25 protein-coding genes and 1 pseudogene are annotated in these 20,694 nt (G+C 23.0%); 6 read left to right on the forward strand and 20 right to left on the reverse strand.

Translation table 4 applies throughout. The features are described 5' to 3' along the window. Nucleotides 1–60: 60 nt before the first annotated feature. The 6 genes from rplS to AAHM89_RS10035 all read right to left on the reverse strand — a co-directional run bounded on the left by rplS (nucleotide 61) and on the right by AAHM89_RS10035 (nucleotide 3,479). Entirely contained in the window at nucleotides 61–426 is a 366-nt protein-coding gene (gene rplS, locus AAHM89_RS10010) for a 50S ribosomal protein L19 (protein ID WP_252319419.1), read from the reverse strand. A gap of 3 nt (nucleotides 427–429) precedes the next feature. Next, a complete protein-coding gene (trmD, locus tag AAHM89_RS10015; protein WP_342266252.1) occupies nucleotides 430–1,191 on the reverse strand; it encodes a tRNA (guanosine(37)-N1)-methyltransferase TrmD in 762 nt (253 codons plus the stop codon). Beyond that, nucleotides 1,184–1,699, reverse strand: a complete 516-nt coding sequence (gene rimM, locus AAHM89_RS10020) for a ribosome maturation factor RimM (protein ID WP_342266253.1) — start codon at nucleotides 1,697–1,699, stop codon at nucleotides 1,184–1,186. The genes trmD and rimM overlap by 8 nt, the downstream gene beginning before the upstream one ends. Before the next feature lies 1 nt (nucleotide 1,700). Next, a complete protein-coding gene (locus AAHM89_RS10025) occupies nucleotides 1,701–1,940 on the reverse strand; it encodes a KH domain-containing protein (RefSeq protein ID WP_342266254.1) in 240 nt (79 codons plus the stop codon). 31 nt (nucleotides 1,941–1,971) lie between these two features. Next, a complete protein-coding gene (rpsP, locus tag AAHM89_RS10030) occupies nucleotides 1,972–2,346 on the reverse strand; it encodes a 30S ribosomal protein S16 (protein ID WP_308699597.1) in 375 nt (124 codons plus the stop codon). A gap of 260 nt (nucleotides 2,347–2,606) precedes the next feature. After that, nucleotides 2,607–3,479: a hypothetical protein gene (locus AAHM89_RS10035; RefSeq protein ID WP_342266255.1), complete on the reverse strand. Its 873-nt coding sequence runs from the start codon at nucleotides 3,477–3,479 to the stop codon at nucleotides 2,607–2,609. A 774-nt stretch (nucleotides 3,480–4,253) separates the two neighbouring features. On the opposite strand from AAHM89_RS10035, the gene AAHM89_RS10040 reads away from it, so the two are divergent. After that, nucleotides 4,254–5,231 (forward strand): hypothetical protein, encoded by a 978-nt coding sequence (locus AAHM89_RS10040; RefSeq protein WP_252320580.1) that lies wholly within the window; start codon nucleotides 4,254–4,256, stop codon nucleotides 5,229–5,231. Nucleotides 5,232–5,461: 230 nt separating this feature from the next. Here the strand turns inward: AAHM89_RS10040 and AAHM89_RS10045 are convergent, their stop codons facing one another. Genes AAHM89_RS10045 through AAHM89_RS10055 form a run of 3 tightly spaced genes read right to left on the reverse strand, consistent with a single transcriptional unit; the run spans nucleotide 5,462 to nucleotide 6,334 of the window. Next, nucleotides 5,462–5,869, reverse strand: coding sequence for a transposase family protein (locus tag AAHM89_RS10045; RefSeq protein ID WP_342265941.1), 408 nt, complete (start codon nucleotides 5,867–5,869; stop codon nucleotides 5,462–5,464). 23 nt (nucleotides 5,870–5,892) lie between these two features. Next, the gene (locus AAHM89_RS10050) at nucleotides 5,893–6,108 is read right to left on the reverse strand and encodes a hypothetical protein (protein ID WP_342266256.1); all 216 of its coding nucleotides are present in this window, start codon (nucleotides 6,106–6,108) and stop codon (nucleotides 5,893–5,895) included. Next, a complete protein-coding gene (locus AAHM89_RS10055) occupies nucleotides 6,098–6,334 on the reverse strand; it encodes a hypothetical protein (RefSeq protein ID WP_342266257.1) in 237 nt (78 codons plus the stop codon). The genes AAHM89_RS10050 and AAHM89_RS10055 overlap by 11 nt, the downstream gene beginning before the upstream one ends. Before the next feature lie 257 nt (nucleotides 6,335–6,591). Between AAHM89_RS10055 and AAHM89_RS10060 the strand changes: the two genes are divergently transcribed. Then, nucleotides 6,592–6,936 (forward strand): hypothetical protein, encoded by a 345-nt coding sequence (locus AAHM89_RS10060; protein ID WP_252320582.1) that lies wholly within the window; start codon nucleotides 6,592–6,594, stop codon nucleotides 6,934–6,936. A gap of 66 nt (nucleotides 6,937–7,002) precedes the next feature. Here AAHM89_RS10060 and lpdA read toward each other — a convergent pair whose 3' ends face one another. Genes lpdA through AAHM89_RS10080 form a run of 4 tightly spaced genes read right to left on the reverse strand, consistent with a single transcriptional unit; the run spans nucleotide 7,003 to nucleotide 12,054 of the window. Continuing rightward, the gene (gene lpdA, locus AAHM89_RS10065; protein WP_342266258.1) at nucleotides 7,003–8,499 is read right to left on the reverse strand and encodes a dihydrolipoyl dehydrogenase; all 1,497 of its coding nucleotides are present in this window, start codon (nucleotides 8,497–8,499) and stop codon (nucleotides 7,003–7,005) included. A 16-nt stretch (nucleotides 8,500–8,515) separates the two neighbouring features. Beyond that, the gene (locus AAHM89_RS10070) at nucleotides 8,516–9,823 is read right to left on the reverse strand and encodes a dihydrolipoamide acetyltransferase family protein (RefSeq protein ID WP_342266259.1); all 1,308 of its coding nucleotides are present in this window, start codon (nucleotides 9,821–9,823) and stop codon (nucleotides 8,516–8,518) included. Nucleotides 9,824–9,853: 30 nt separating this feature from the next. Beyond that, the gene (locus tag AAHM89_RS10075) at nucleotides 9,854–10,894 is read right to left on the reverse strand and encodes an alpha-ketoacid dehydrogenase subunit beta (protein WP_286642632.1); all 1,041 of its coding nucleotides are present in this window, start codon (nucleotides 10,892–10,894) and stop codon (nucleotides 9,854–9,856) included. A gap of 2 nt (nucleotides 10,895–10,896) precedes the next feature. Next, a complete protein-coding gene (locus tag AAHM89_RS10080) occupies nucleotides 10,897–12,054 on the reverse strand; it encodes a thiamine pyrophosphate-dependent enzyme (RefSeq protein WP_252320590.1) in 1,158 nt (385 codons plus the stop codon). A gap of 590 nt (nucleotides 12,055–12,644) precedes the next feature. Here AAHM89_RS10080 and AAHM89_RS10085 point away from each other — a divergent pair. Continuing rightward, complete coding sequence (locus AAHM89_RS10085) at nucleotides 12,645–12,869, forward strand: hypothetical protein (RefSeq protein WP_342266260.1); 225 nt, start codon at nucleotides 12,645–12,647, stop codon at nucleotides 12,867–12,869. Here the strand turns inward: AAHM89_RS10085 and AAHM89_RS10090 are convergent. Next, a complete protein-coding gene (locus AAHM89_RS10090) occupies nucleotides 12,866–13,843 on the reverse strand; it encodes an IS3 family transposase (protein WP_342265776.1) in 978 nt (325 codons plus the stop codon). The two genes, AAHM89_RS10085 and AAHM89_RS10090, sit on opposite strands and share 4 nt — an antisense overlap. A gap of 111 nt (nucleotides 13,844–13,954) precedes the next feature. Between AAHM89_RS10090 and AAHM89_RS10095 the strand changes: the two genes are divergently transcribed. Next, nucleotides 13,955–14,695 (forward strand): hypothetical protein, encoded by a 741-nt coding sequence (locus tag AAHM89_RS10095; RefSeq protein ID WP_342266261.1) that lies wholly within the window; start codon nucleotides 13,955–13,957, stop codon nucleotides 14,693–14,695. On the opposite strand, the gene AAHM89_RS10100 is transcribed toward AAHM89_RS10095, so the two are convergent. Both AAHM89_RS10100 and AAHM89_RS10105 read right to left on the reverse strand, forming a co-directional pair. After that, the gene (locus AAHM89_RS10100; RefSeq protein ID WP_342266262.1) at nucleotides 14,696–14,878 is read right to left on the reverse strand and encodes a hypothetical protein; all 183 of its coding nucleotides are present in this window, start codon (nucleotides 14,876–14,878) and stop codon (nucleotides 14,696–14,698) included. A gap of 171 nt (nucleotides 14,879–15,049) precedes the next feature. Beyond that, nucleotides 15,050–15,949: an NUDIX hydrolase gene (locus AAHM89_RS10105; RefSeq protein WP_342266263.1), complete on the reverse strand. Its 900-nt coding sequence runs from the start codon at nucleotides 15,947–15,949 to the stop codon at nucleotides 15,050–15,052. Between the two features lie 287 nt (nucleotides 15,950–16,236). On the opposite strand from AAHM89_RS10105, the gene AAHM89_RS10110 reads away from it, so the two are divergent. Beyond that, nucleotides 16,237–17,367, forward strand: coding sequence for an Mbov_0401 family ICE element transposase-like protein (locus AAHM89_RS10110; protein WP_342266264.1), 1,131 nt, complete (start codon nucleotides 16,237–16,239; stop codon nucleotides 17,365–17,367). 251 nt (nucleotides 17,368–17,618) lie between these two features. After that, nucleotides 17,619–18,308, forward strand: a pseudogene (locus tag AAHM89_RS12820) (ISNCY family transposase); the annotation flags it as partial. Between the two features lie 125 nt (nucleotides 18,309–18,433). On the opposite strand, the gene AAHM89_RS10120 reads toward AAHM89_RS12820, so the two are convergent. The 4 genes from AAHM89_RS10120 to AAHM89_RS10135 form a co-directional block, all read right to left on the reverse strand. Continuing rightward, nucleotides 18,434–19,921, reverse strand: coding sequence for a hypothetical protein (locus AAHM89_RS10120; RefSeq protein WP_342266266.1), 1,488 nt, complete (start codon nucleotides 19,919–19,921; stop codon nucleotides 18,434–18,436). Nucleotides 19,922–20,116: 195 nt separating this feature from the next. Further along, entirely contained in the window at nucleotides 20,117–20,377 is a 261-nt protein-coding gene (locus AAHM89_RS10125; RefSeq protein ID WP_342266267.1) for a hypothetical protein, read from the reverse strand. Further along, nucleotides 20,370–20,492, reverse strand: coding sequence for a hypothetical protein (locus AAHM89_RS10130; protein ID WP_342266268.1), 123 nt, complete (start codon nucleotides 20,490–20,492; stop codon nucleotides 20,370–20,372). The genes AAHM89_RS10125 and AAHM89_RS10130 overlap by 8 nt, the downstream gene beginning before the upstream one ends. A gap of 18 nt (nucleotides 20,493–20,510) precedes the next feature. Continuing rightward, the gene (locus tag AAHM89_RS10135; RefSeq protein WP_342266269.1) at nucleotides 20,511–20,684 is read right to left on the reverse strand and encodes a hypothetical protein; all 174 of its coding nucleotides are present in this window, start codon (nucleotides 20,682–20,684) and stop codon (nucleotides 20,511–20,513) included. Nucleotides 20,685–20,694: the final 10 nt, after the last annotated feature.

Genomic DNA, 20,694 nt, shown 5'->3' on the forward strand with positions numbered 1-20,694 from the left:
ATTATTATTTTATATCAATTTAGAAAACCACCATTGATTTTAATAACGGTGGTTTAATTATTATTTAACGGGTTTTACTGTTTTAATTTCTTTAATTCTAGCAGCTTTACCGCTTAATTTACGTAAGTAGAAAATACGTGCTCTTCTTACTTTACCCTTACGAATAACATTAATTTTATCAATTAATGGTGAATGTAAAGCAAATGTTTTTTCGACACCTTTACCACCAACAGTTTTACGAACAATAACATTTTGCGTAATTCCTGAACCTTTGCGAGCAATAACTACTCCTTCAAACATTTGAATACGTTCTTTTTTTTCTTCTTTAATTTTAGAAAAAACTTGGATTGTATCTCCAGATTTAAAATTAGGAAGATTATGATTTAGTTGACTTTCGCTAACTAATTTAATAATTGCATTTTGCATGTTTTATTTCTCCTTTCGTTTATTTTTTTTAAGTGAAGATTTATATTCTTCAATTATTATTTTATCTTTTGCAGATAATTGATATTTTTTAAATAAATCAATTCTTTTTTTATAAGTATTAATTAATGCTTGTTGATGACGATATTCTGCTATCTTTTCATGGTGACCACCAATTAGAACTTCTGGAACTTTCATACCTAGTACTTCTTCTGGTCTTGTATATGTTGGATAATCCAATAATGAGTTATTAAAAGAATCATTAAGATGAGATTGATGTTGAATAACATTAGGAATTAACCTAGTAATACAATCAATAATAACCATTGCTGGTAATTCACCACCAGTTAATACATAATCACCAATTGAAATCTCTTCATCAATATAAGACATAATGCGTTCATCAATACCTTCGTAATGACCACAAACTAAAATATAATTAATATTTTTTTGACTATATTTATAAGCTAATTGTTGATTTCATTGTTGACCTTGTGGACTAAGTAAAATTGTTTTAGCCTCAGGATATTTAAGTTTTACGCTATTAATAGCATTAATTACTGGCATTGCTTGTAAAACCATACCATTGCCACCACCATAAGGAGCATCATCAACTTGTTGGTGTTTATTATTAGCAAAACTTCTAATATCAATAATATCAATGCTAATTTGTTTTTTAGTAATAGCTCGTTTGATGATTGATGTTTGCATAAAATCATTAAAAGCATTGGGAAATAAAGTTATAATTGTGAATTGGTTTTTAGTCATTATTAATTAATCCTTCAATAATATTAAAATAAACTTTTTGTTCTTCTTTATTAATTTTATTAATAAATACTTTATTATTAGGAATAAAAAAGGTTTTTTTATTAGTCATTTTTATTTCTCATAAACCTTGATGATTATTATCTAAGAAAGCAATAACTTTTCCTAAAAAAGCATTATTATTAGCATCAAATGCTTCATAATTTAGAATATCTTCATAAAATCAAGGTAAGTTGTCATTAATTATTTCTTCAGTATTAATAACTAAATTTTTATTTTTCATACCTTCTACTAACTCAATAGTATTATAATTTTCAAATGTTAATAATAAAAACTGCTTATGATTTCTTACTCTTGAAATAATTAAAGATGTTAGTTGTTTAGTTTCTTCTAAATAAACTGTTGTTTTTTCTTTTCATGAAAATTTATTACCATAATAATTACATAAAACCTTAACTTCACCAATAAGACCATGAGTATTAACAATAGTACCTAATTCTAAATATTTCATCTTAAAACTCATTAATTACTAATTTAATAGTATTGTTTTCTAAATATGCTTTGCTTTCAATAATTGTTGATAATGCACGAATAGTACTTCCTTTTTTACCAATCAATACTGATATTAATGATTTTGGTACCATTAATATTAAATCATAGTGATTTTTTTCTACTAATTCGCGAATCTCAACTTTACAAATTTTATCAAGTAAAATTGGTTCAATTAAACGTTCTAACAATGTTACATACATATTAATTAATCACTTGTAGCATATTTTAATATTAAGTAGCGGGTGCTTCTTCTTTTTTAATAGAATCAGTAGTAGCAGTTTTTTTATTTTTTACAGTAACTTTTTTTGTTATTTTTTTAGGTTTGCTACTTTTTCTCTCTTGTCTTAAATTATGAAATTTAGTCATAATTCCTTCTGCTGATAATAAACTACGAACAGTTTCTGTTGGTTGAGCACCATTTGATAAAAATTTTAATGCTTTTACTTCATCGATAGTTACTTGTTTTTCTTTGCTTGTTGGATTATAAGTACCTAATTTATCAATATATCTACCATTAAGTTTTGTTCTTGCATCAATCGCAACAATTCTGTAACTAGGTTGCACTGATTTACTTTTTCCTGTTGGTATTAAGCGTAATTTAACCATAAATTACCTCCTTCTATTAATTTGTGGCAAATAAACCTTTTTAATAATATCTTATTCACATAATGATGTCAAGTTAAAATACTTAACAGATAAAAAGATTTTAAAATAATAATTTCTTTATTTTTACTAAGTTACATATTTTTTCTAAATAAATAAGTTTTTCTATTAAAAACACTTACTGATGTAAGTATTTAAATAATTTATTTATTAATATTTAATTATTAAAATTAACAATTATTTTAATAACTATATTTATCTATTTACATTTTTGGCAAAATTGGTTTACTAAAAATACTGGTTGATTGACAACTTACATCATCATCATTAATAAATGGATTTAATTTTTCTGGATAAGAAGATTCTTCACTATCGCTACTTGCATTTGAATCAAAACCACTATCTTGTGAACAAAATGAACTTCTTTTTTTACTTAGTACTTCAATTGCTTCCTCTGCAATTTCACATTCAGGTTCATTATTAGTTTTTTCACTGAGCATTTTTTTAAATTCTTCTTCTAAAATGTCAACTTCTGCAAGAACACTAGTTATTTCAAACATATTTTTCTTTAGTTTTTCAATCAAAATAGTAGTTTTTTCTTGTTTTAGTTTTTCATTTTCTAATTTTTTCACTTTTATCAATTCTTCATTATTAATTTTATAATTTTCTAATTCTTCTTGTTGAACTGTTATTTTTTTATTTCAATCTCAAAAACCAAAAGTAATAATTTTTAAAAAATTATTTTTTCATTTAGTAATTTTTTTATTATTTAAACTTGCAATAATAATACTATATTTATTATTGACTACTAAATAATTATCAATAGTCTGTTGATTTTGATCTAAAATTTTGGCAATTTGTTCTATTTCATATTTATAATTTTCCTGATATTTTTTCTTAGTTTTTATTATTTCTTCTTTTAAAAAAATAAAAAAATTGTTATATTTTTGTTCTTCTTCTATAGTTATATTAAATAATGAAAAAATATTGTCTAATTTTTCAATTAATTCATTATATATTTCTATATTTTCTCTTATTTCATGATAATAATATTGTTGCATCAAATCTATACTATTAATATTATTTGTATTTAAACTTTTTATAAACTTATTTATATTAACTAAATCATTTGCCATTCTTCTTTACCTCTTATTTTTTTTATTAATAAACCCATTTACTTAAAAAAAGCAATGGGTTAAAAACTTATATTAAACTTAATAATTATATTGTACATATTATTTTTTGTTTTACAAAATTTATTTATTTTTCATAAAATTAGTTTTTTTACTCTTATTAAAGTCAAAATACTATAATTTTAATAATCTATTTTATAATTAATTTATAGTAAAAAATGCTTTTAATTAATAATTATCGCTAATACTAAAGTTTTTTATTACAATTAATAATAATTTCCAAAAAGAAGAAGTTTCAAATATTATGTGTTAGAATAAGAATACAAGATTCACACTATCACATCTTGTCCCATAAGTGTTTAACTAAGTTTTTGATTATAAAATTAATATTTAAAAAATTAGAAAAAATATAAAAGTTTATAAAAAACTTGCATAACAAATTATACTTATTTAAAAATTATTAGACTCCCTTGTATAAAGAATTTGAGATAAAATATGAGCATTACTTCAATTTTAAAGTATATGTTGATGTTATATAAATATAATAATAGTAACCTACTTTAAAATCATTAAATAATTTTAAAAATAACATTTTAGAATTTAAAGTTAATAATATTTTTTAACTTGTTTAAAAAATTATTAAAATTGGTAATTTTTACTAAAATTTAAAAAAGTCATTTATAATGATATGATAGAATATTAAAGAAGATAGTTGACCTTAAAACACTTTTTAATTAAATTATTAAAACTACAAAAAAGAAAGTTAGGTGCCAAATAATGTTAATTAACAAAACAGCTGATGAGTGTATCATTGAAACTGGTGGTGCTTTATTCCAATGTTTCGTTGATACAAATTTAACTGTTGATCAAAAAAAAATGTGTATAAATTGAATTGTTTTATTTTTAAACTATCAAGATGCAGTTATTCTTTGTGATGAAGAAAAAATTAATAGTTTACAAAAAGAACTTTCAGAAACATTCACAACAGATTATTATAAAAATGCTTTAAAAGAATTTAATAATGCAAATCTTATATATAAAAAAACTATACTTACCAATTTTAAAAACGTATGTTTGGAAAATACTTCACAAGATATTATTAATATTATCACTCAATTCCATCAGTCATTTATTAAAACAATAGATGAACATAAAAAATCACTTACCTTTTTGAATTTAAATAAAATATATGAAAATCTTTTATTATTATTTTTTATAATTCACTACCATTTAGGCTATCAATTTAAACAAGAATTAATTCCAATCATTAGAAGTTTCACTAATATGATTAAAATTCCTATTTATATTGAACAAAATGATAGTCATGTTAAAATGTTATTAATGAAAAAAATTTTGCAAGATAATGAACAATTATTTGAAGATCTCGAATTAATTCAATTGAGAAATTTTATTCATAGTTTAGATGATATATTTGCTAATGGTCTTAATATTAGTAGTGCTATTGAAAAATTAATATTAACTAGACCACATAAAATAAAACATTCAATGAATATGTTATTTAAAAAACACGGTATTAAACTACAAGAAATACTTTGAAAAAATAATAAAGAAAGTAATCCTACCATTGGTAATATGATTATGCACTTATTTGCTTATGAAACATATTATGTGCAAAGAAATCACAACTATGAAACATATGAACAACTAGTATTAAATAATGTTTTAACAGATCCTCTTTTTCAAAAAATATTTATTGAATATAAAACAAAAAATCAAATCAATAAGGTTATTTAAAAATAGTGATTACTTTAATTTTTTACTTAGGACATATTCCGTAATTAAATTTAATTAATTGTCAATAAAATTGTTTTAAAACTATTTAGTGTTATTGAATATAGAAATAAATATTTTTTGAAAAAATAGTTTAAAAAATGAGTTTACATTTTAAACAAAAAATTGTTAATAATATTTTTATATTAACTCGATAAAAATTTAAATTTTAAAAAAATATTTTTAATATTTTTTTATTTTAATGATTTTATTTTATTAAAAATTTCACAAAGTAAGTTAAATCTTAAGTACATAAGTCTAAATTTAGATTTTCTACATTTATTTACTAAAATTTTGAATCTTTTCAATCAAGCAAAGACATGTTCAACTTTAATTCTAATTTTAGATACAATCTTATTGTATTTTCTTTCTTGTTTAGTTAATTTTTTATTTTTAGTTCTTTTAATTGGTATTATTGTATTTTTATAAATATTTTGTATACCTTGATATCCTAAATCACCAATAATTATTGTTTTTTCTGAAAATTCAAGATTTGAATTTTTTAATATTTGAAAATCATGCACTTTACCATTATCAGCAAAAATATCAACAATTTTTTTATTAAAAAAATCATATACAATTTGAAATTTTATAGAATACATTCAACTTTTACCAGAAAAATATTCTAACTGTAGTTTTTTTTAGTTGGTCTTCCAATTTCAATCTCAGTTGAATCAATTAAATAAAATTGAAATTCATTTGAATTTTCTTGTTTTTTATCAATTTTTAATTTATATCTTTCTTTTAAAAATTGGTAATCTTTGTGGTTACTAAGTTTATTTTCTACTCAAGTAATATTTCGAAAACAACTTGATGGGCTCATTTTAGATTTAATACTCATTTGAAAAAAAAGTATAATATTCTTTTCAGTATAATAAAGTCATCATTAATCTTTCTTCTACTGAAAGTTTATTTTTTCGACCTTTATTTTTTTCTAATTTTTCTATTTCAATTAATTTTTCTATTTCAATTAATTTTTCTAACATTTCATTAAAATGAAAACGTTTTATACCAAAATATCTGTAAAATTCTTCATTTTTTAATTTTTTTAAATTTTCAAAAATCATTTTTATCAACACTTTTCTAAATTTATTGTTAATAACAAAATTATAAAATAAATTTTAAAATTATTACTTGATTTTTCAAAAAAATAATTACGGAATATGTCTTTAGAAAATTAAAGTAATTTTTTTACACTTTTTTTATTTATAGATCATATATAAATATTTTTAAATATCATTATAAAATTAACTTGTCACTACTATTGGTTTTTTATCCAAAGTGACATAATTAACATTTTTATCTCGAAAGGAACAATAATAAAATGTCAACAAATAAATATGATTTTGATATTGAAAAAGATAAAAATTGAGAACAAGCAGTGAAATGTAAAGAAAATATTTTTATTAAATGCCGAACAGAAAAAAATACTATTATATGCAAATTATTAGAAGATAAAGATAAAACAGAAATGCAACAAAATGAAGTAAAAACATTTCAAACACTATTTAAAAAAAGAACGTCAGAAAATAATAATTTATGTAATGAAAATTTAGAAAATATACAATTTGAACAAATAACTACATGAAATAAATATTTACAAAAAGAAATTAACAGTAATACCACTAATTATTTTTTTGATAAAAAAAGAAGAAGCAATACTTTTTAATCAATATTATATTAATTTTACAATAAAAATGTACCTTTAAATTTTTAGGTACATTTTTATTATTTTCTATTTTTTATTAACTTTGTATCATTCTAATTCTAAATCTTGTGCAACATCCATAACTACTTCTGACATTGTTGGATGTGGATGACAAGAAGAGGCTAATTCAACAATAGTACCTTCCGTTTGCATAATATTAACAATTTCAGCAATTATATCAGTAGCCGTTGAACATAAAATATGAGCACCTAGGATTTCTCCATATTTTTTATCAATAATTATTTTAACAAAACCATCAGTCTCACCATCAGCCAATGCCTTACCATTAATAGTAAATGGTATTTTCTTCATCAAATATTCTTTACCTAAAGATTTACATTCAGTTTCAGTTAAACCAACACTTGCCACTTCAGGGAATGAATAAATACAACTAGGCATTTTATTATAATCTACTTCTTGCTCTTTCAATGGCTGATTATCAGCATCCGTTCTACCTTCTTTAACTAAAATATTATTAAGTGCTGCTAATCCTTGTGTTGACGCAACGTGAGCAAGCATTCTTTGACCATTAGCATCTCCAATTACATATATATTATCAATAACATTATTATTAGCATCTAAAGCTTCCAATTTATTATTTACGGCAAATGCTTGATTAGGTTTAATTTGAATTCCCAAATTAGTAAAACCTTCAGTAATTGGCGTTCTTCCAGTACTTAATAAACAATAGTCGCTAGTTACTGTTAATGGTTTTTTATGTTCTTTATCGGTTGCAGCATAATAAGTTAAAGTTTTATCCTTTAATTCATTAACACTATGACCAGTAATAATATTAACACCATTTTTTTCAAGAATTTTAGTTAAAGTTGTACTAATATCTTCATCTAGTAATGCTAAAATACGATCTAAATATTCAATAATAGTAACTTTAGTACCAAGTGTACTAAATAAACAAGCAAACTCAATTCCAATAACACCACCACCAATAATAGTTAGTGTTTTTGGAACTTCTTTTAAAGAAAGAATTTCAGTCGAAGTTAATAATGTTTGGTTTGTTTTTAAATCTTTTTCACTTAAACCTTGTGGACCATTAGGATTATCAAACATTTTTACTTTTGAACCAGTAGCAATTATCATATATTTAGTAGTATATTTCTTTTCTTTACCGTCTTTAGCTTTCACTAAAATCGTATTTTTATCAATAGCACTTCCAATCCCTAATAATTGTTCAACTTTATTAGATTTCATTAAAAAGCCAACACCACCAGTTAAACCTTTAACAACACCAGCTTTACGATCTTGCATTACTTTTCAATTAATTTCAATATTTTTTTTATCTTTAATAGCAACACCATATTTATCAGCATTTTCAATATAATGAAAAACTTTTGCGCCCTTTAGTAACGTCTTAGTAGGAATACATCCAACATTTAAACAGACTCCACCTCAGTTATCTTTTTCAACAATTGCAGTTTTTAAACCCATCTTTGCTGCTCGAGCCGCTGTTACATAACCACCAGGACCTGCCCCGATAATTATTAAATCAAAATCATAGTTAGACATCTTTTAAATTTTCTCCTTAAGCTAAAATTAATGTTGGATTTTCTAATAACTCTTTAAGTCGAGAAAGGAAATAACCAGCAGGTGCACCATCAATAACACGATGATCAATTGAAAGTGATAATGGAAAGAACTTATGTTCAACAATTTTACCATCAGCAATAATTAGTTTTTTTTGCATCATTCCTAGACCCAAAATTGCTACTTCTGGATAATTAATAACTGGTGTTCCCATTTCAATTCCTGCTGAACCAAAATTAGTAATAGTAAATGATCCACCTTGCATTTCATCACCTTTTAATAGCCCCTTACGAGCTTTATCACCCAATGAATTAACTTGTCTTGCTATTTCAAATAATGAAAGTTGATCAGCATTTTTAATAACAGGAACTACTAAACCCTTTTCAGTATCAGCTGCCATACCAATGTTATAATATTTTTTAACAAGAATTTCATTATTAGCCATGTTCAAAGTTGAATTAAGTAATTTAAATCGTTCTTCTTTTAACGCTTTAGCAACAGCCTTTACAAAGAATGGCATAAATGTTAATTTAGCACTACCATCTGGATCTTTTTCCGCTGGTTCTTTTAAAGTTGCACGTAATTGTACTAAGTTTTCAGCATCAACATTAATCATTAAACTAACATGTGGTGCTGTATAAACTGATAATGACATTTGATTAGCAACAGCCTTACGAATTCCTGATAATGGTAAATGTTCAACATTACCAAAACTTTCGATTTTAGTAGCATTAATACCTTGTGAACTAATAGTTGTAGCAGAAACTGAAGATATTGAATTAATAGGTGTTGTTGATGCAGTAGCACTAGTTGTTGTACCACCATTCTTGGCATTTAATAAATCATCTTTTAAAATTCTACCACGAGGACCAGTTCCTTTAATTGTTCCCATATCAACACCTAAGTCACGAGCCATTCTACGTGCTAATGGTGTTGCTAATACTTTACCCGTTTGTTGAATAGGTTGCACATTTTGTTTTGGTAATTCAACTGGTGATACTGTAGATGTACTAGCACTAGCAACTGATTCAGATTTTGGTGAAGAATTTGTTGATGAAGGACTTTTATTATCACTAATTGTCCCACCAAACTCAACAATAACAGCACCTGACTTAATACTATCTCCTTCTTTAACAAGAATCTTAGAAACTTTACCATCTGCTTCGGCTTTAATACTATCTGAAGCTTTATCTGCTTCGATATCAACAACATTATCACCTTTTTTTACATTATCTCCAACTTTAACATGAATTTGAGTTACAGTAACTTCATCGATTCCATCCATATCTTTAAACTTCAATTCCATCTTTTCACTTTCCTTTCTTTAAACAACTAACTAAACTGGATAATTCATCATTAGTTTAACTTTTTCCATAATTTTATCTGGACTAATTATAAATCATTTTTCACCTTTAGACAGTGGAACAGTAATATCATAACCCGTTAATCTTGTTGGAGGACATTCTAAATATTCAAAACACTTTTCATTAACAACGGTAATAATTTCTGAGGCAACTGAAAATGAACGAACCGCTTCTGAAACAACTAATAATCTTCCTGTTTTTTTAACAGAATTAACAACTGTTTCTTCATCTCATGGTTGTAATGTTTGTAAATCAATTAATTCAATTTTAAAATTTTCTTTTTCTTCTAAAATTTTAACAGCAGCTTCACAATCATAAACTTTTGAACCATAAGTTACAATCGTTAAATCAGGTTTTTCTTCAGCCTTATATTCTTTAAGAACTTTAGCTTTACCAAGAACAGCCACTTCATAAGCATCACTAACTTCTTCTCTAACATCATATGTATAATTATTGCTAGTATAACTATTGAAATAAGTTCCTAAACATTCTAAAACAATAACAGGATCTGGACTTTCAATTGCTGCCAATAATAATTTTTTAGTATCATTAGGTTTTGAAGTCATAACTACTTTTAAACCTGGAATATGACAAAATAAAGCTTCAATTGCTTCTGAATGATGCTCCAAAGCACCATTATTACCATTATTTCAATCATATGAAGGCATACGTACTACCATTGGACAAGTGAATCTACCACGAGAACGATTTCTCATTCGTGCAGCATGACATAACAATTGTTGAAAAGCAGGGAAAGCAAATCCTGAAAATTGCATTTCAATAATTGGATTTAAACCATTAATTGCCATTCCAACGGCACTACCAGCAATAACTGCTTCAGCAATTGGTGCATCAAAACAACGATTAACGCCAAATTTTGCTTGTAAACCTTTAGTTGCTCGAAAAACACCACCAACATTACCGGCATCTTCACCATAAACAACAACATTAGGATTTTTTTTCATTGCTAATTCTAAGGCTAAAGTAATAGCTTGCACATTATTTCTTTTCATAATTATTTTTTCTCTCCTTCATTGAAGAAAGCTTTTGCTTCTGCTTTTTGTTCTATTAATTGTGGTGTTAATTTTTCATATGTATAATCAAATATTTCATCAATTGAAACACTTTCATTTTTTAATGCTCAAGTAATTGCATCATTAACCTTTTTAGTAATTTGTTTATCTAATTCTGCTTGTTTGTTGTCATCTCAAAGTTTAATTGATTTTAAATATTCTCTAATACGATCGATTGGATCTTTTTTTAATCATTCTTGTTCAATTTTATAATCTTCAGCAGAAAAATAATCTTTTTTAATATCAAAAGCAGAATGCGCATTTTGACGATAAGTAACAGCTTCAATTAATGAAGGACCATTACCTTTTTTTGCTCTTTCAATTGCTTCTTGTGTAGCATAATAAACAGCAAAAAAATCATTACCATCAACACGAATATTAGGTACACCAAATGCTGTTCCTTTTTGTGCAAAAGTTGGACTCATTGTTGCTTTAGCAGTTGGTGTATCTAATGATCACTGATTATTTTCAACAAAGAAAACAACAGCTAATTTATGGATAGCAGCAAAATTAATTGCTTCAGAAAACTCACCTTCAGAAGTACCACCATCACCAATCGTAGTAATAACAATTCCTTTATCTTTTTTATATTTTTCAGCAAAAGCAATACCTGTTGCATGTGAATATTGAGTAGCAATTGGAATATTAACTGGTAAAATATTAACACCTTTCGGCATTTGACTTCCCATTTCATTTCCTAATCAATATTGAATTACTTTTTCAACTGGATATCCAGCAGTAATTCATGCTGCATTATTACGATAAGCTGGTACTAATCAATCAATACCTGGTCGTAAGCAACTAGCATAAGCAACTTCAACACCTTCTTGACCTTTTGAAGATAAAAAGTTAATAACTTTTCCGATTACTTTTGGAATTCCATTTACTAATTTAACTTGTCCTTTTTCATCTTTTTCATAGTTTAATTCCATTTGCATTTGTTCTTGTATTCGTGAAAAACACATGTTTTCATATGCTTTTAATAAAACCTTACTATCAAATTTTTTTAAATAATCAACAAAATTAGGATTAATTACTCCTTTTTCATTTAATATTTGAAAAATTTCTTTTTGGGGATTATCAAATTTCTCAACTCACATTTAAATTTTCCTCCTAAATATTTTAGTTAATTGCAGTTACACTTTTAATTATACTAATTTTTAAAATAATGAATGAACATACCTTTTCATTATACTACTAATAATTGTTGGTTCAAGATAATTTGTACTAAAATATTAATTTATCTCCGGTTTTATTAATATACTATTTTTTTTATTTCCTATTATCATGTAAAAATGAAAAATATATTCTAACAATAAACAAAACAGAAAAAATAATTTAAATCATAGGACATATTCCGTAATTAAATTTAATTAATTGTCAATAAAATTGTTTTAAAACTATTTAGTGTTATTGAATATAGAAATAAATATTTTTTGAAAAAATAGTTTAAAAAATGAGTTTACATTTTAAACAAAAAATTGTTAATAATATTTTTATATTAACTCGATAAAAATTTAAATTTTAAAAAAATATTTTTAATATTTTTTTTATTTTAATGGTTTTATTTTATTAAAAATTTCACAAAAGACATATTCCGTAATTAAATTTTTTAAAAGTCAATTAATAATTTTAAAATTTATTTTATAATTTTGTTATTAACAATAAATTTAGAAAAGTGTTGATAAAAATGATTTTTGAAAATTTAAAAAAATTAAAAAATGAAGAATTTTACAGATATTTTGGTATAAAACGTTTTCATTTTAATGAAATGTTAGAAAAATTAATTGAAATAGAAAAATTAGAAAAAAATAAAGGTCGAAAAAATAAACTTTCAGTAGAAGAAAGATTAATGATGACTTTATTATGGTGGTTGGCCCTTAATTACTGGACCATTTTTGATATAAAATTCTAAATTTTAATTTGTAAAATTGGTGGTTTTAGAAATTTAGAATGTATTCTTTCATAATTATAAAACATAACATATTGATTTACATCATTTATAGCTTCATTGATGGATAAATATTGATTTGATCCTTTAGGTAGTCATTCTTGAGATAAATGAGAAAATCAGTTTTCAGATAATACATTACCACCAATATCATAAGGTTGTTTTTTGCTTAAAATTATTTGTTTATCCTCTGCTCATTTTGTGATATCCTGACAATAAAATTCGTTGGCGTTATCTGAATGTAAAATAACATTTTTTACTTGATTTCAAGAAAATTGTTTGTTGATTTTTTCAAGAGCAGGAAGAATTAAATCCTGATATGATTTATTAGGAGCAATATTATAACTAACAACATTATTTGAATAAAAATCAATAATTACAAAAAGATATAATCATCCTTCTTTAGTATTTATTTGTTTAGTGTCCATTGATCAAATTTGATTTGAAGAGGTTGTACTTTTATAATCTTTGTTTACTTTATCCATTGTAGGTATTCACTTATTTGGATTTTTTTTGTTTTTAGGATAGTTATTTTTAGTTTGTTTTAATCCTTGAATATTGTGTTCTTTCATAATTTTTCGCATTTGTTTTATTGATAATTCTATATTTAAAATGATATTTTTTTCTTGTTTTAATCACTCTTTAAAAGCTGAAAAAATTCTTAAATATCCATAAATTCTGCCTTTTCTTGTAGAATGAAATTCGATTAAAAGTTGGCATATTTTTTGATATTTATGATTGCATTTAATAATATGATTTTCTTCTTTTTTAATAGGTTTTTGTTTATTTTTTAAAAAGTAATATGTTGATCTGTTTAATTGAAGATATTGACATAGGTTTCTAATTGAATATTGATTTTTACAATCATCAATAATTTTAATTTTTTCTTTGATATTTAATTTGTTAATTACTAATGCTATTTGTTTAATTTTATCCATTAATAAAAATCCTTTCAGGTTAAAATTAGTGTTAATTATATAACACAATTGTTTTTAGAATACATTCAGGTTTTTTAAATTAATGGTCTAGTAAAAAGGGCTAAGTGGCAAGTGGCAAGTGGCCAATGAGAATTAGATTATCCAAATTATATTGATTTATTACAAGTTAAAATATTTAAACAATTATTTATTATGTTGTCAAAATATATTTATTCATCTTTATCAATAAATAAAGGATTAAATGATGATAATAAGATTTTATTACCTTACTATTTTGAATTAAAATCAAGTCCAATAAAACCTAATAAAAATGATATTTGGCAATTTAAAGATGTAAAGGTAATATTAAAATCTCCATATTTTGATTTTACTGATATTAATAACATTAAATTAAAAAATAATGATATTAGTCAAAATGAATTATTCAAGTTAGATGACAATCAATTTAATTGATTATCAATTACCAATGAATTAGAAAGTAATAATATTCCGTCATTAATTCCTGCTGATTGAACATTAGCTAACGGTGAATATGGAAAATATTTTACAAGAGTAATTATTGAAAAAAACAAAATTGAAAATGCTTTAAATTTATATGGTTCAAATAAATCTCAATTATTTTCAAAATTAGAATTTTATAAAGAAATTTCACAAATTGATAATGATATTGAATTCGAATTACAAATTGAAAATCCGATTAATAACTTAAATCGGATTGAAATTAGTGGTATTTTTGGTGCTGGTAATTATGATTTGATTTTAGTAGTAGATAAACAAGAAGTAAATTTAACTAATATTAATTTATTTGATAAATATAATGAGAATATTTCTTATATAAATATAGAAATTTAATTATCAAAAATATCCATCAGGATAATAATCTTTAACTCATGGTATATCTATTCTTTCAACAGAATCTCCATCATTATAAAATTTGGTTTTTTTAGGAGTATCAGCAAAATAAATTTTAAATTCACTTTTAATATCAACTGATATATTATGAATATCAGACATTCATATTTTTTGAACTCCCATTATAGGTTCCTTATTTGATGCTAAAAAATATTTAAGTCCACTAAGATTATGGGTAAGCACCCCCCATGATTAAACCTATTGTTCCGGTTGTAGCACCAGTTAGTGCTAATGCTAATGTTATTTTACTTAAATTTGTTTTTATTCATGTTTTCATAATAAATTACTCCTTTTTTATAAATGAGGTGCAGTTGAATTTATTTCATAAATTTCTGGAACTGAATAATATTCATCACCTAATTTATTTATTTCTTCAGATTCTTGAAAAATATTTTTATTTTTATGGTAAAATTTATGAGCTTGTAATTTCAAATCTTCATGTAAATTTGATGAATGTGAAATTAACATTTCATCACTTAATCTTTGCAGTTTATCAAATATACTATTGTCTAAATCTTCTTCAAGTTTCAAAAATTCTTGTCGATTTTCTATAGGTAAAAAATCCTTTATTAATTCTGGGTTTTCTTCGTCAATTTCATTAATATGAATTCCAGTTAAAAACTTATGAGATAATATGTCATTTTTAAAATTAAATAGTTGTTTTGCTTTTTCTTTTATTGTTTTTTTTCTAGAAGTTCATTTACCTAAAATTGCTAAACATAAAGAATCATTAGATTTGCAAATTTTTTCATAACTTATAAATTTTGCAATGATGTCTTTTTCTGCTTCTGTTCCATCACCATTACCTTTGTATGTTTTTGTTAAATCCAAATTCAACATTGTTAAATCTATAGAAAAAAAATAGAATATTTTTGTACTTGATTTATTTGCATAATGTTTACCTAAATAATAAATTTTTGATTTATCATTTTTAACATCAATTCCAGTTTCTTCTAACATTTCATTAATTACTGTTTGATAAGGGTCAAGATTTTCAAGACCTCCAGTGATAGTACCATATTCACTAATTTCTTTATCTTTAAATAATGGATTATTTTCTTTAACTAGTAAATAATAATATTCATTGTTTTTAATAACATGAGGTAAAATAGCAACTCCTTGGTTATTGCATCAAGGTTCTTCTACACCATGCATAAACTCAACTTTAATAATTTTTAAATATTCTGGATTCATTAAATTACTCCTTTTTTCCTTGATTTTACGTTTTAATTGTACTATTTTTGATTATTTTTACAAGTATGCTTTTAAATGCAAAATAACGCCTAAATAAAAGGTGTTTATTTTGTGAGACCTATACTATTAATTATATTGAAATTGTTTATTATATTTTAAATATGAAAGTGGTTTTTTTATTGAATTTTAAATTACACTTATATATGTATATAATAAACAAGTAAATTAATATTTTAAATTATTTACAATAAATTTTGATTTTTTTAAAATAGTTAGGAGAAGTAAATTTGAATTTTAATTATAAATGAAATTTTAGAGAACAAAATGCAAAAATTGATAAATTAGTTTTAAAACATATAACAAATAAATGAGAAAAAATAGATTGAAGAATAAAAAATACAAGAGATAAAAAGAAATATAAAATTGTTGATTATCAATATCGAACAAGAAAAATAATGTATGGATTAGTAACTTATAAAAGAAGAATTTATGAATACTTTGATGAAAAATTGCAAAAATGAGTTCGTATTTGTTTAGTTGATGAAATACTAGAACTGCCAAAATATAAAAGAATAGGTGAAGATATTGAACAAACTATTATTGAATATTTTGCTGATGGAAAAAGATACAGAGATATTTGAGATATTATAAAAAAAGCAAATATTAGTCTTAGTTCTATTCATAGAGTTTTTAAAAATTTAGAAGTAATTGAAGCAAATCCAGTAAAAGTAAAATTAGAAAAAAATCAACCTATTTTTGTAGCAATTGATGATGGCCACCGAAAATTTTGAAATTTTAAACGTAAAGGTACAAAACATTCTATGCGATTAATAGTAACATATACAGATAATATTAATCACAAAGTACAAAATAAAAGAGTAAAAGCAATTATTAGACCAACAAAAACAGCAATTGGAGTTAAAAAAACTTCTGAATTTGTTAAAGAACATTGTCAAAAATTTTATGAAAATATTGAGCAAGCAAAAATTATTATTTGTGGTGATAGTGCAGGATGAATTAAAGAAGTTGCTAATTATTTAGGTGCACAGTTTGTTTTAGATAAATTCCATTTAATTAGAACATTATATCTTGGTATAATGGCGGGAAATAAAGGAAAATATTTAAAAGAATATAATTACTGTAAAAATTTAATTAATAATGGTCAATATGAACAATTAATTGATTATTTATATAAAGAATTAGAAAATCATAAAAAATTAAAGAAAAAATATTTTAAAAATAATAAACAAGGTATTGAAAATCAAGGTAAGAAATGAAATATTGGTTGCTTTACTGAAACTAATATTTGACATGTTTTAAAAGAAATGCTTGGTAATAGAACTTATAATATTTCAATTTATATTAAAATGGTTATTTTTAAATGTAATAAGATAAATACAGAGATACAATTATTATAAATTAAAATTTAACTTTTTTTTAAAAATCAAAATAGAATAAAACTTATTAAATACGCTTTAATAAGAATTTTTGTTGTGTATAAATATTAAATTTATTTTTTAATTTTTTAGTAATTTTTAAAAATAAGTATTTTAGTTGCATTTAAGTTAAAAAAATTATATTATTTAAATACAATTTCATAAAAATCCAAATTATTTCTTGTCTAACAAAATAATAAGACTATATAAGATTTAATTTATTCCGGATTTTTGACAATCTCCCTAATGTTTTTTATCAAATTTTAACTCAATACGGTATACCAAAAACATTTTATACTGATAACAGAACAGTTTTTGGATATAAGAAAAAAGTTGATGCAGGAAAAATAAATCCGGAAAATGACACTTATACTCAATTTCAAAAGTGCTGTAATGATTTAGGTGTTGAAATAATTAGAACTTCAATTCCACAAGCTAAAGGTAGAATAGAACGCTTATTTGGAACACTGCAAAGTCGATTAATTAGTGAATTACGACTTAATAAAATTAAAACATTAAATGAAGCTAATCAATTTCTTAAAACATACATAAACGTTTTTAATAAACAGTTTGCCTTTCCTATTGATGATAATAAATCTGCTATGGTTAAAGCTCCCACACAAAAAGAAATAAATATTTATCTTTCAAGATTTTCTAAAAGAAAAACAGATAGTGGTTCAACTATAACATATTATAGTAAAAAATATTTTCCTTATAAAAATAACAAAGTTCAATATATAAAACCTAGAACTGATGTAATTGTACTTAAATCATTTATTAATGACTTATATATTAGTTACAATAATCAAATATATGAACTAAAAGAAATAACGTTAAAACCAATTATCAAATAAAATTTAATAAAAACTAAAAAAGTTTATATACCCAATAAAAAACATCCTTGAAGATATGGATATCAATAATTCCTAATTAAAGTTATATAAGATTTATATTTTTTGAATACTAAACCATATAAATTTTTAAAATGTTTGTCTATGAGCAAATTTGGTGCCTTAAAATTGATTTTAAAGATATAAAATAATTAGAATTATATACCAGCAATAGCACAAGTACCAGAAGTAATTGCTGAAAGTTTAGAACCAACAGTTCCAATTACAGGCATGTAAGAAATTAATTCACCAACTAAATTTACTGTATTAGCACAATTTCAATTTGATTCATTTTCCAAATTAGAAACTCTTGTTTCTAATTCATTAACTGTTTTATTTAAAATTTTAAAATCATTTTTTAATCCTTGCAAATTTTTGCTTAATTCATCAATTTTCATCTTATCATCTATTATTTTTATTATTAAAATTTTTCATCTTGATACATAACCTTGAATATTTATACGTTCTTGTCTTTTTCAATTATATAGCTGTTCAGGAGTAAATGTTTTAGCATTATTTATTGCTTGTGGCAAAGTAGAATTTCAATATCTTATATCTTCTATTCAATCTTGGAATAATACGTTATTTGTTATATTATAGTTTATTTCATTAAGTTTATTTTGTGTTATATAAGTAAAAATTGGTTTTGTTGAACCATAGGAATAACAATCATCAAGTTCTCTAGCATAATTTTTTGCTAATAATTGAAATTTAAAACATTTATCAAAATATGAATAATCTTTTCAATTTATAATTTCGATATTTTCTTTTTTAATAGAAAGATATTTTCTTTTTATTGCAGTTTTAATGCTATCATCTTTTTTTCCAGATCAATATTCATAATTTTTATTAATATTAATTTTTCCTAAATTAATTTCGATATTTTTATTTCAATCTGGAAAATCTCTTTTTAAATTATCAAAACATTTATTTGGATAACCCAATATATCTTCTGTTATTATTCTTACTGATTTAAAATTATAATACTCAAAATTAATTTCTATGCGTTCTTGTTTAGAACTATTTGCATATGTTTTTTCAATTTCCAAAAAATTATCAAAAATAAGTTCACCAAATTTATTTACAGTTGACCAATTAATTTGAAAATTAATTTTAATTTCACCGTTATTGTACATATCTTTTATTTTTTCTTTAAATATTTCACCAAATTTCTTTTTAGGATTATCAAAATTTAAGTCTTTTCAATAATAATAATCATCTATTATTCCTTCAAAAATTATTGGTACAAATGAAACAGTAATTGGAGAAGAAAAAGAAAATGGAACATTTGTAATTTCATTTCCTTTGATTGATGTTATATCAAAAAAATTCTCTCTTTTTAGTCTATTTCTGTGTTTTTCATGACGATGTTTATGAGTATTTGTTTGTAGTTTTATTTGATAAAAAAGGTCAATATTTTGATTTGGTAATTGTTGATTTAAATTATATCGTTGATAATTAGTATTTAAATTTGTAAAGCTAATATCTTGGTTTATTGATTGTAAATTAGTATTGTTGCTAGCTCAATTTTTAATCTTTTCATTATTATCAATTCATTTACCATTAATACCTTGGTTTTTATTTTGAAAAAATGGGACAGTTAGCATTCATAACTTAAATCAATAACTTGGATTAAAATATTTCATATTTATTGTTCTCCTTTGAAAGTAAATATAAAAATATTTACTTTCAAAACAAAGCAATTTTTTATTTTTCTAAATTTTACTACTTTTTTAAAATAAAAAAAGTTTTTGTATAAAATAAGGAACTAAATTTTTAGAGGTTATTTAGAATTTATGTAGTTTATTGAATAGTTTAACTTTCCAAAATAATTTATTTTTTTATAAATATTTTTGGGAAATTTTCACTCAATATTGACATAATAAATTATTAATAATATTTTCTTGATTAATATTTTGTAAATATAATTCATTAAGTTTATGAACTCATTTACCACGAACTGCTGCATTTTTTAATATTTCTGGTGATATATGACTATAGCCAAAACCTAAATAATTATCAATAATTCTAGAAACTGATATTAATTCTTTATCATCTAAAAAATATTGATGAGTTTCTTTTTTAAAAATTAATTTACTCATATTTATTTTTACCTATTAATATTCAAAAACATTTATTACATAATCTATTACCAAAAGAAGATTGTTTTCTACATTTATCACAAGAACCATTCATTCTATATTCTCTATATTCCATAAATATTTTTACCTTTCATTAATGTTTAGAAGCAATAATTATTAATGTTAAAATCATAATAATAATTCCAATTGTTAAAAATATAATTCTACTTTTTCATGATTTTTTATAAAATTCTTTTTGTTCTTCAATTAATTCAATTTGTTCTTTTAATAATTTATTTTGTAATTCTTCATTTTCTTTTTCTTCCATATTTAATATT

It is taken from the genome of Spiroplasma endosymbiont of Villa modesta (assembly GCF_964030925.1).
Taxonomy (GTDB): Bacteria; Bacillota_I; Bacilli_A; order Mycoplasmatales; family VBWQ01; genus Spiroplasma_E.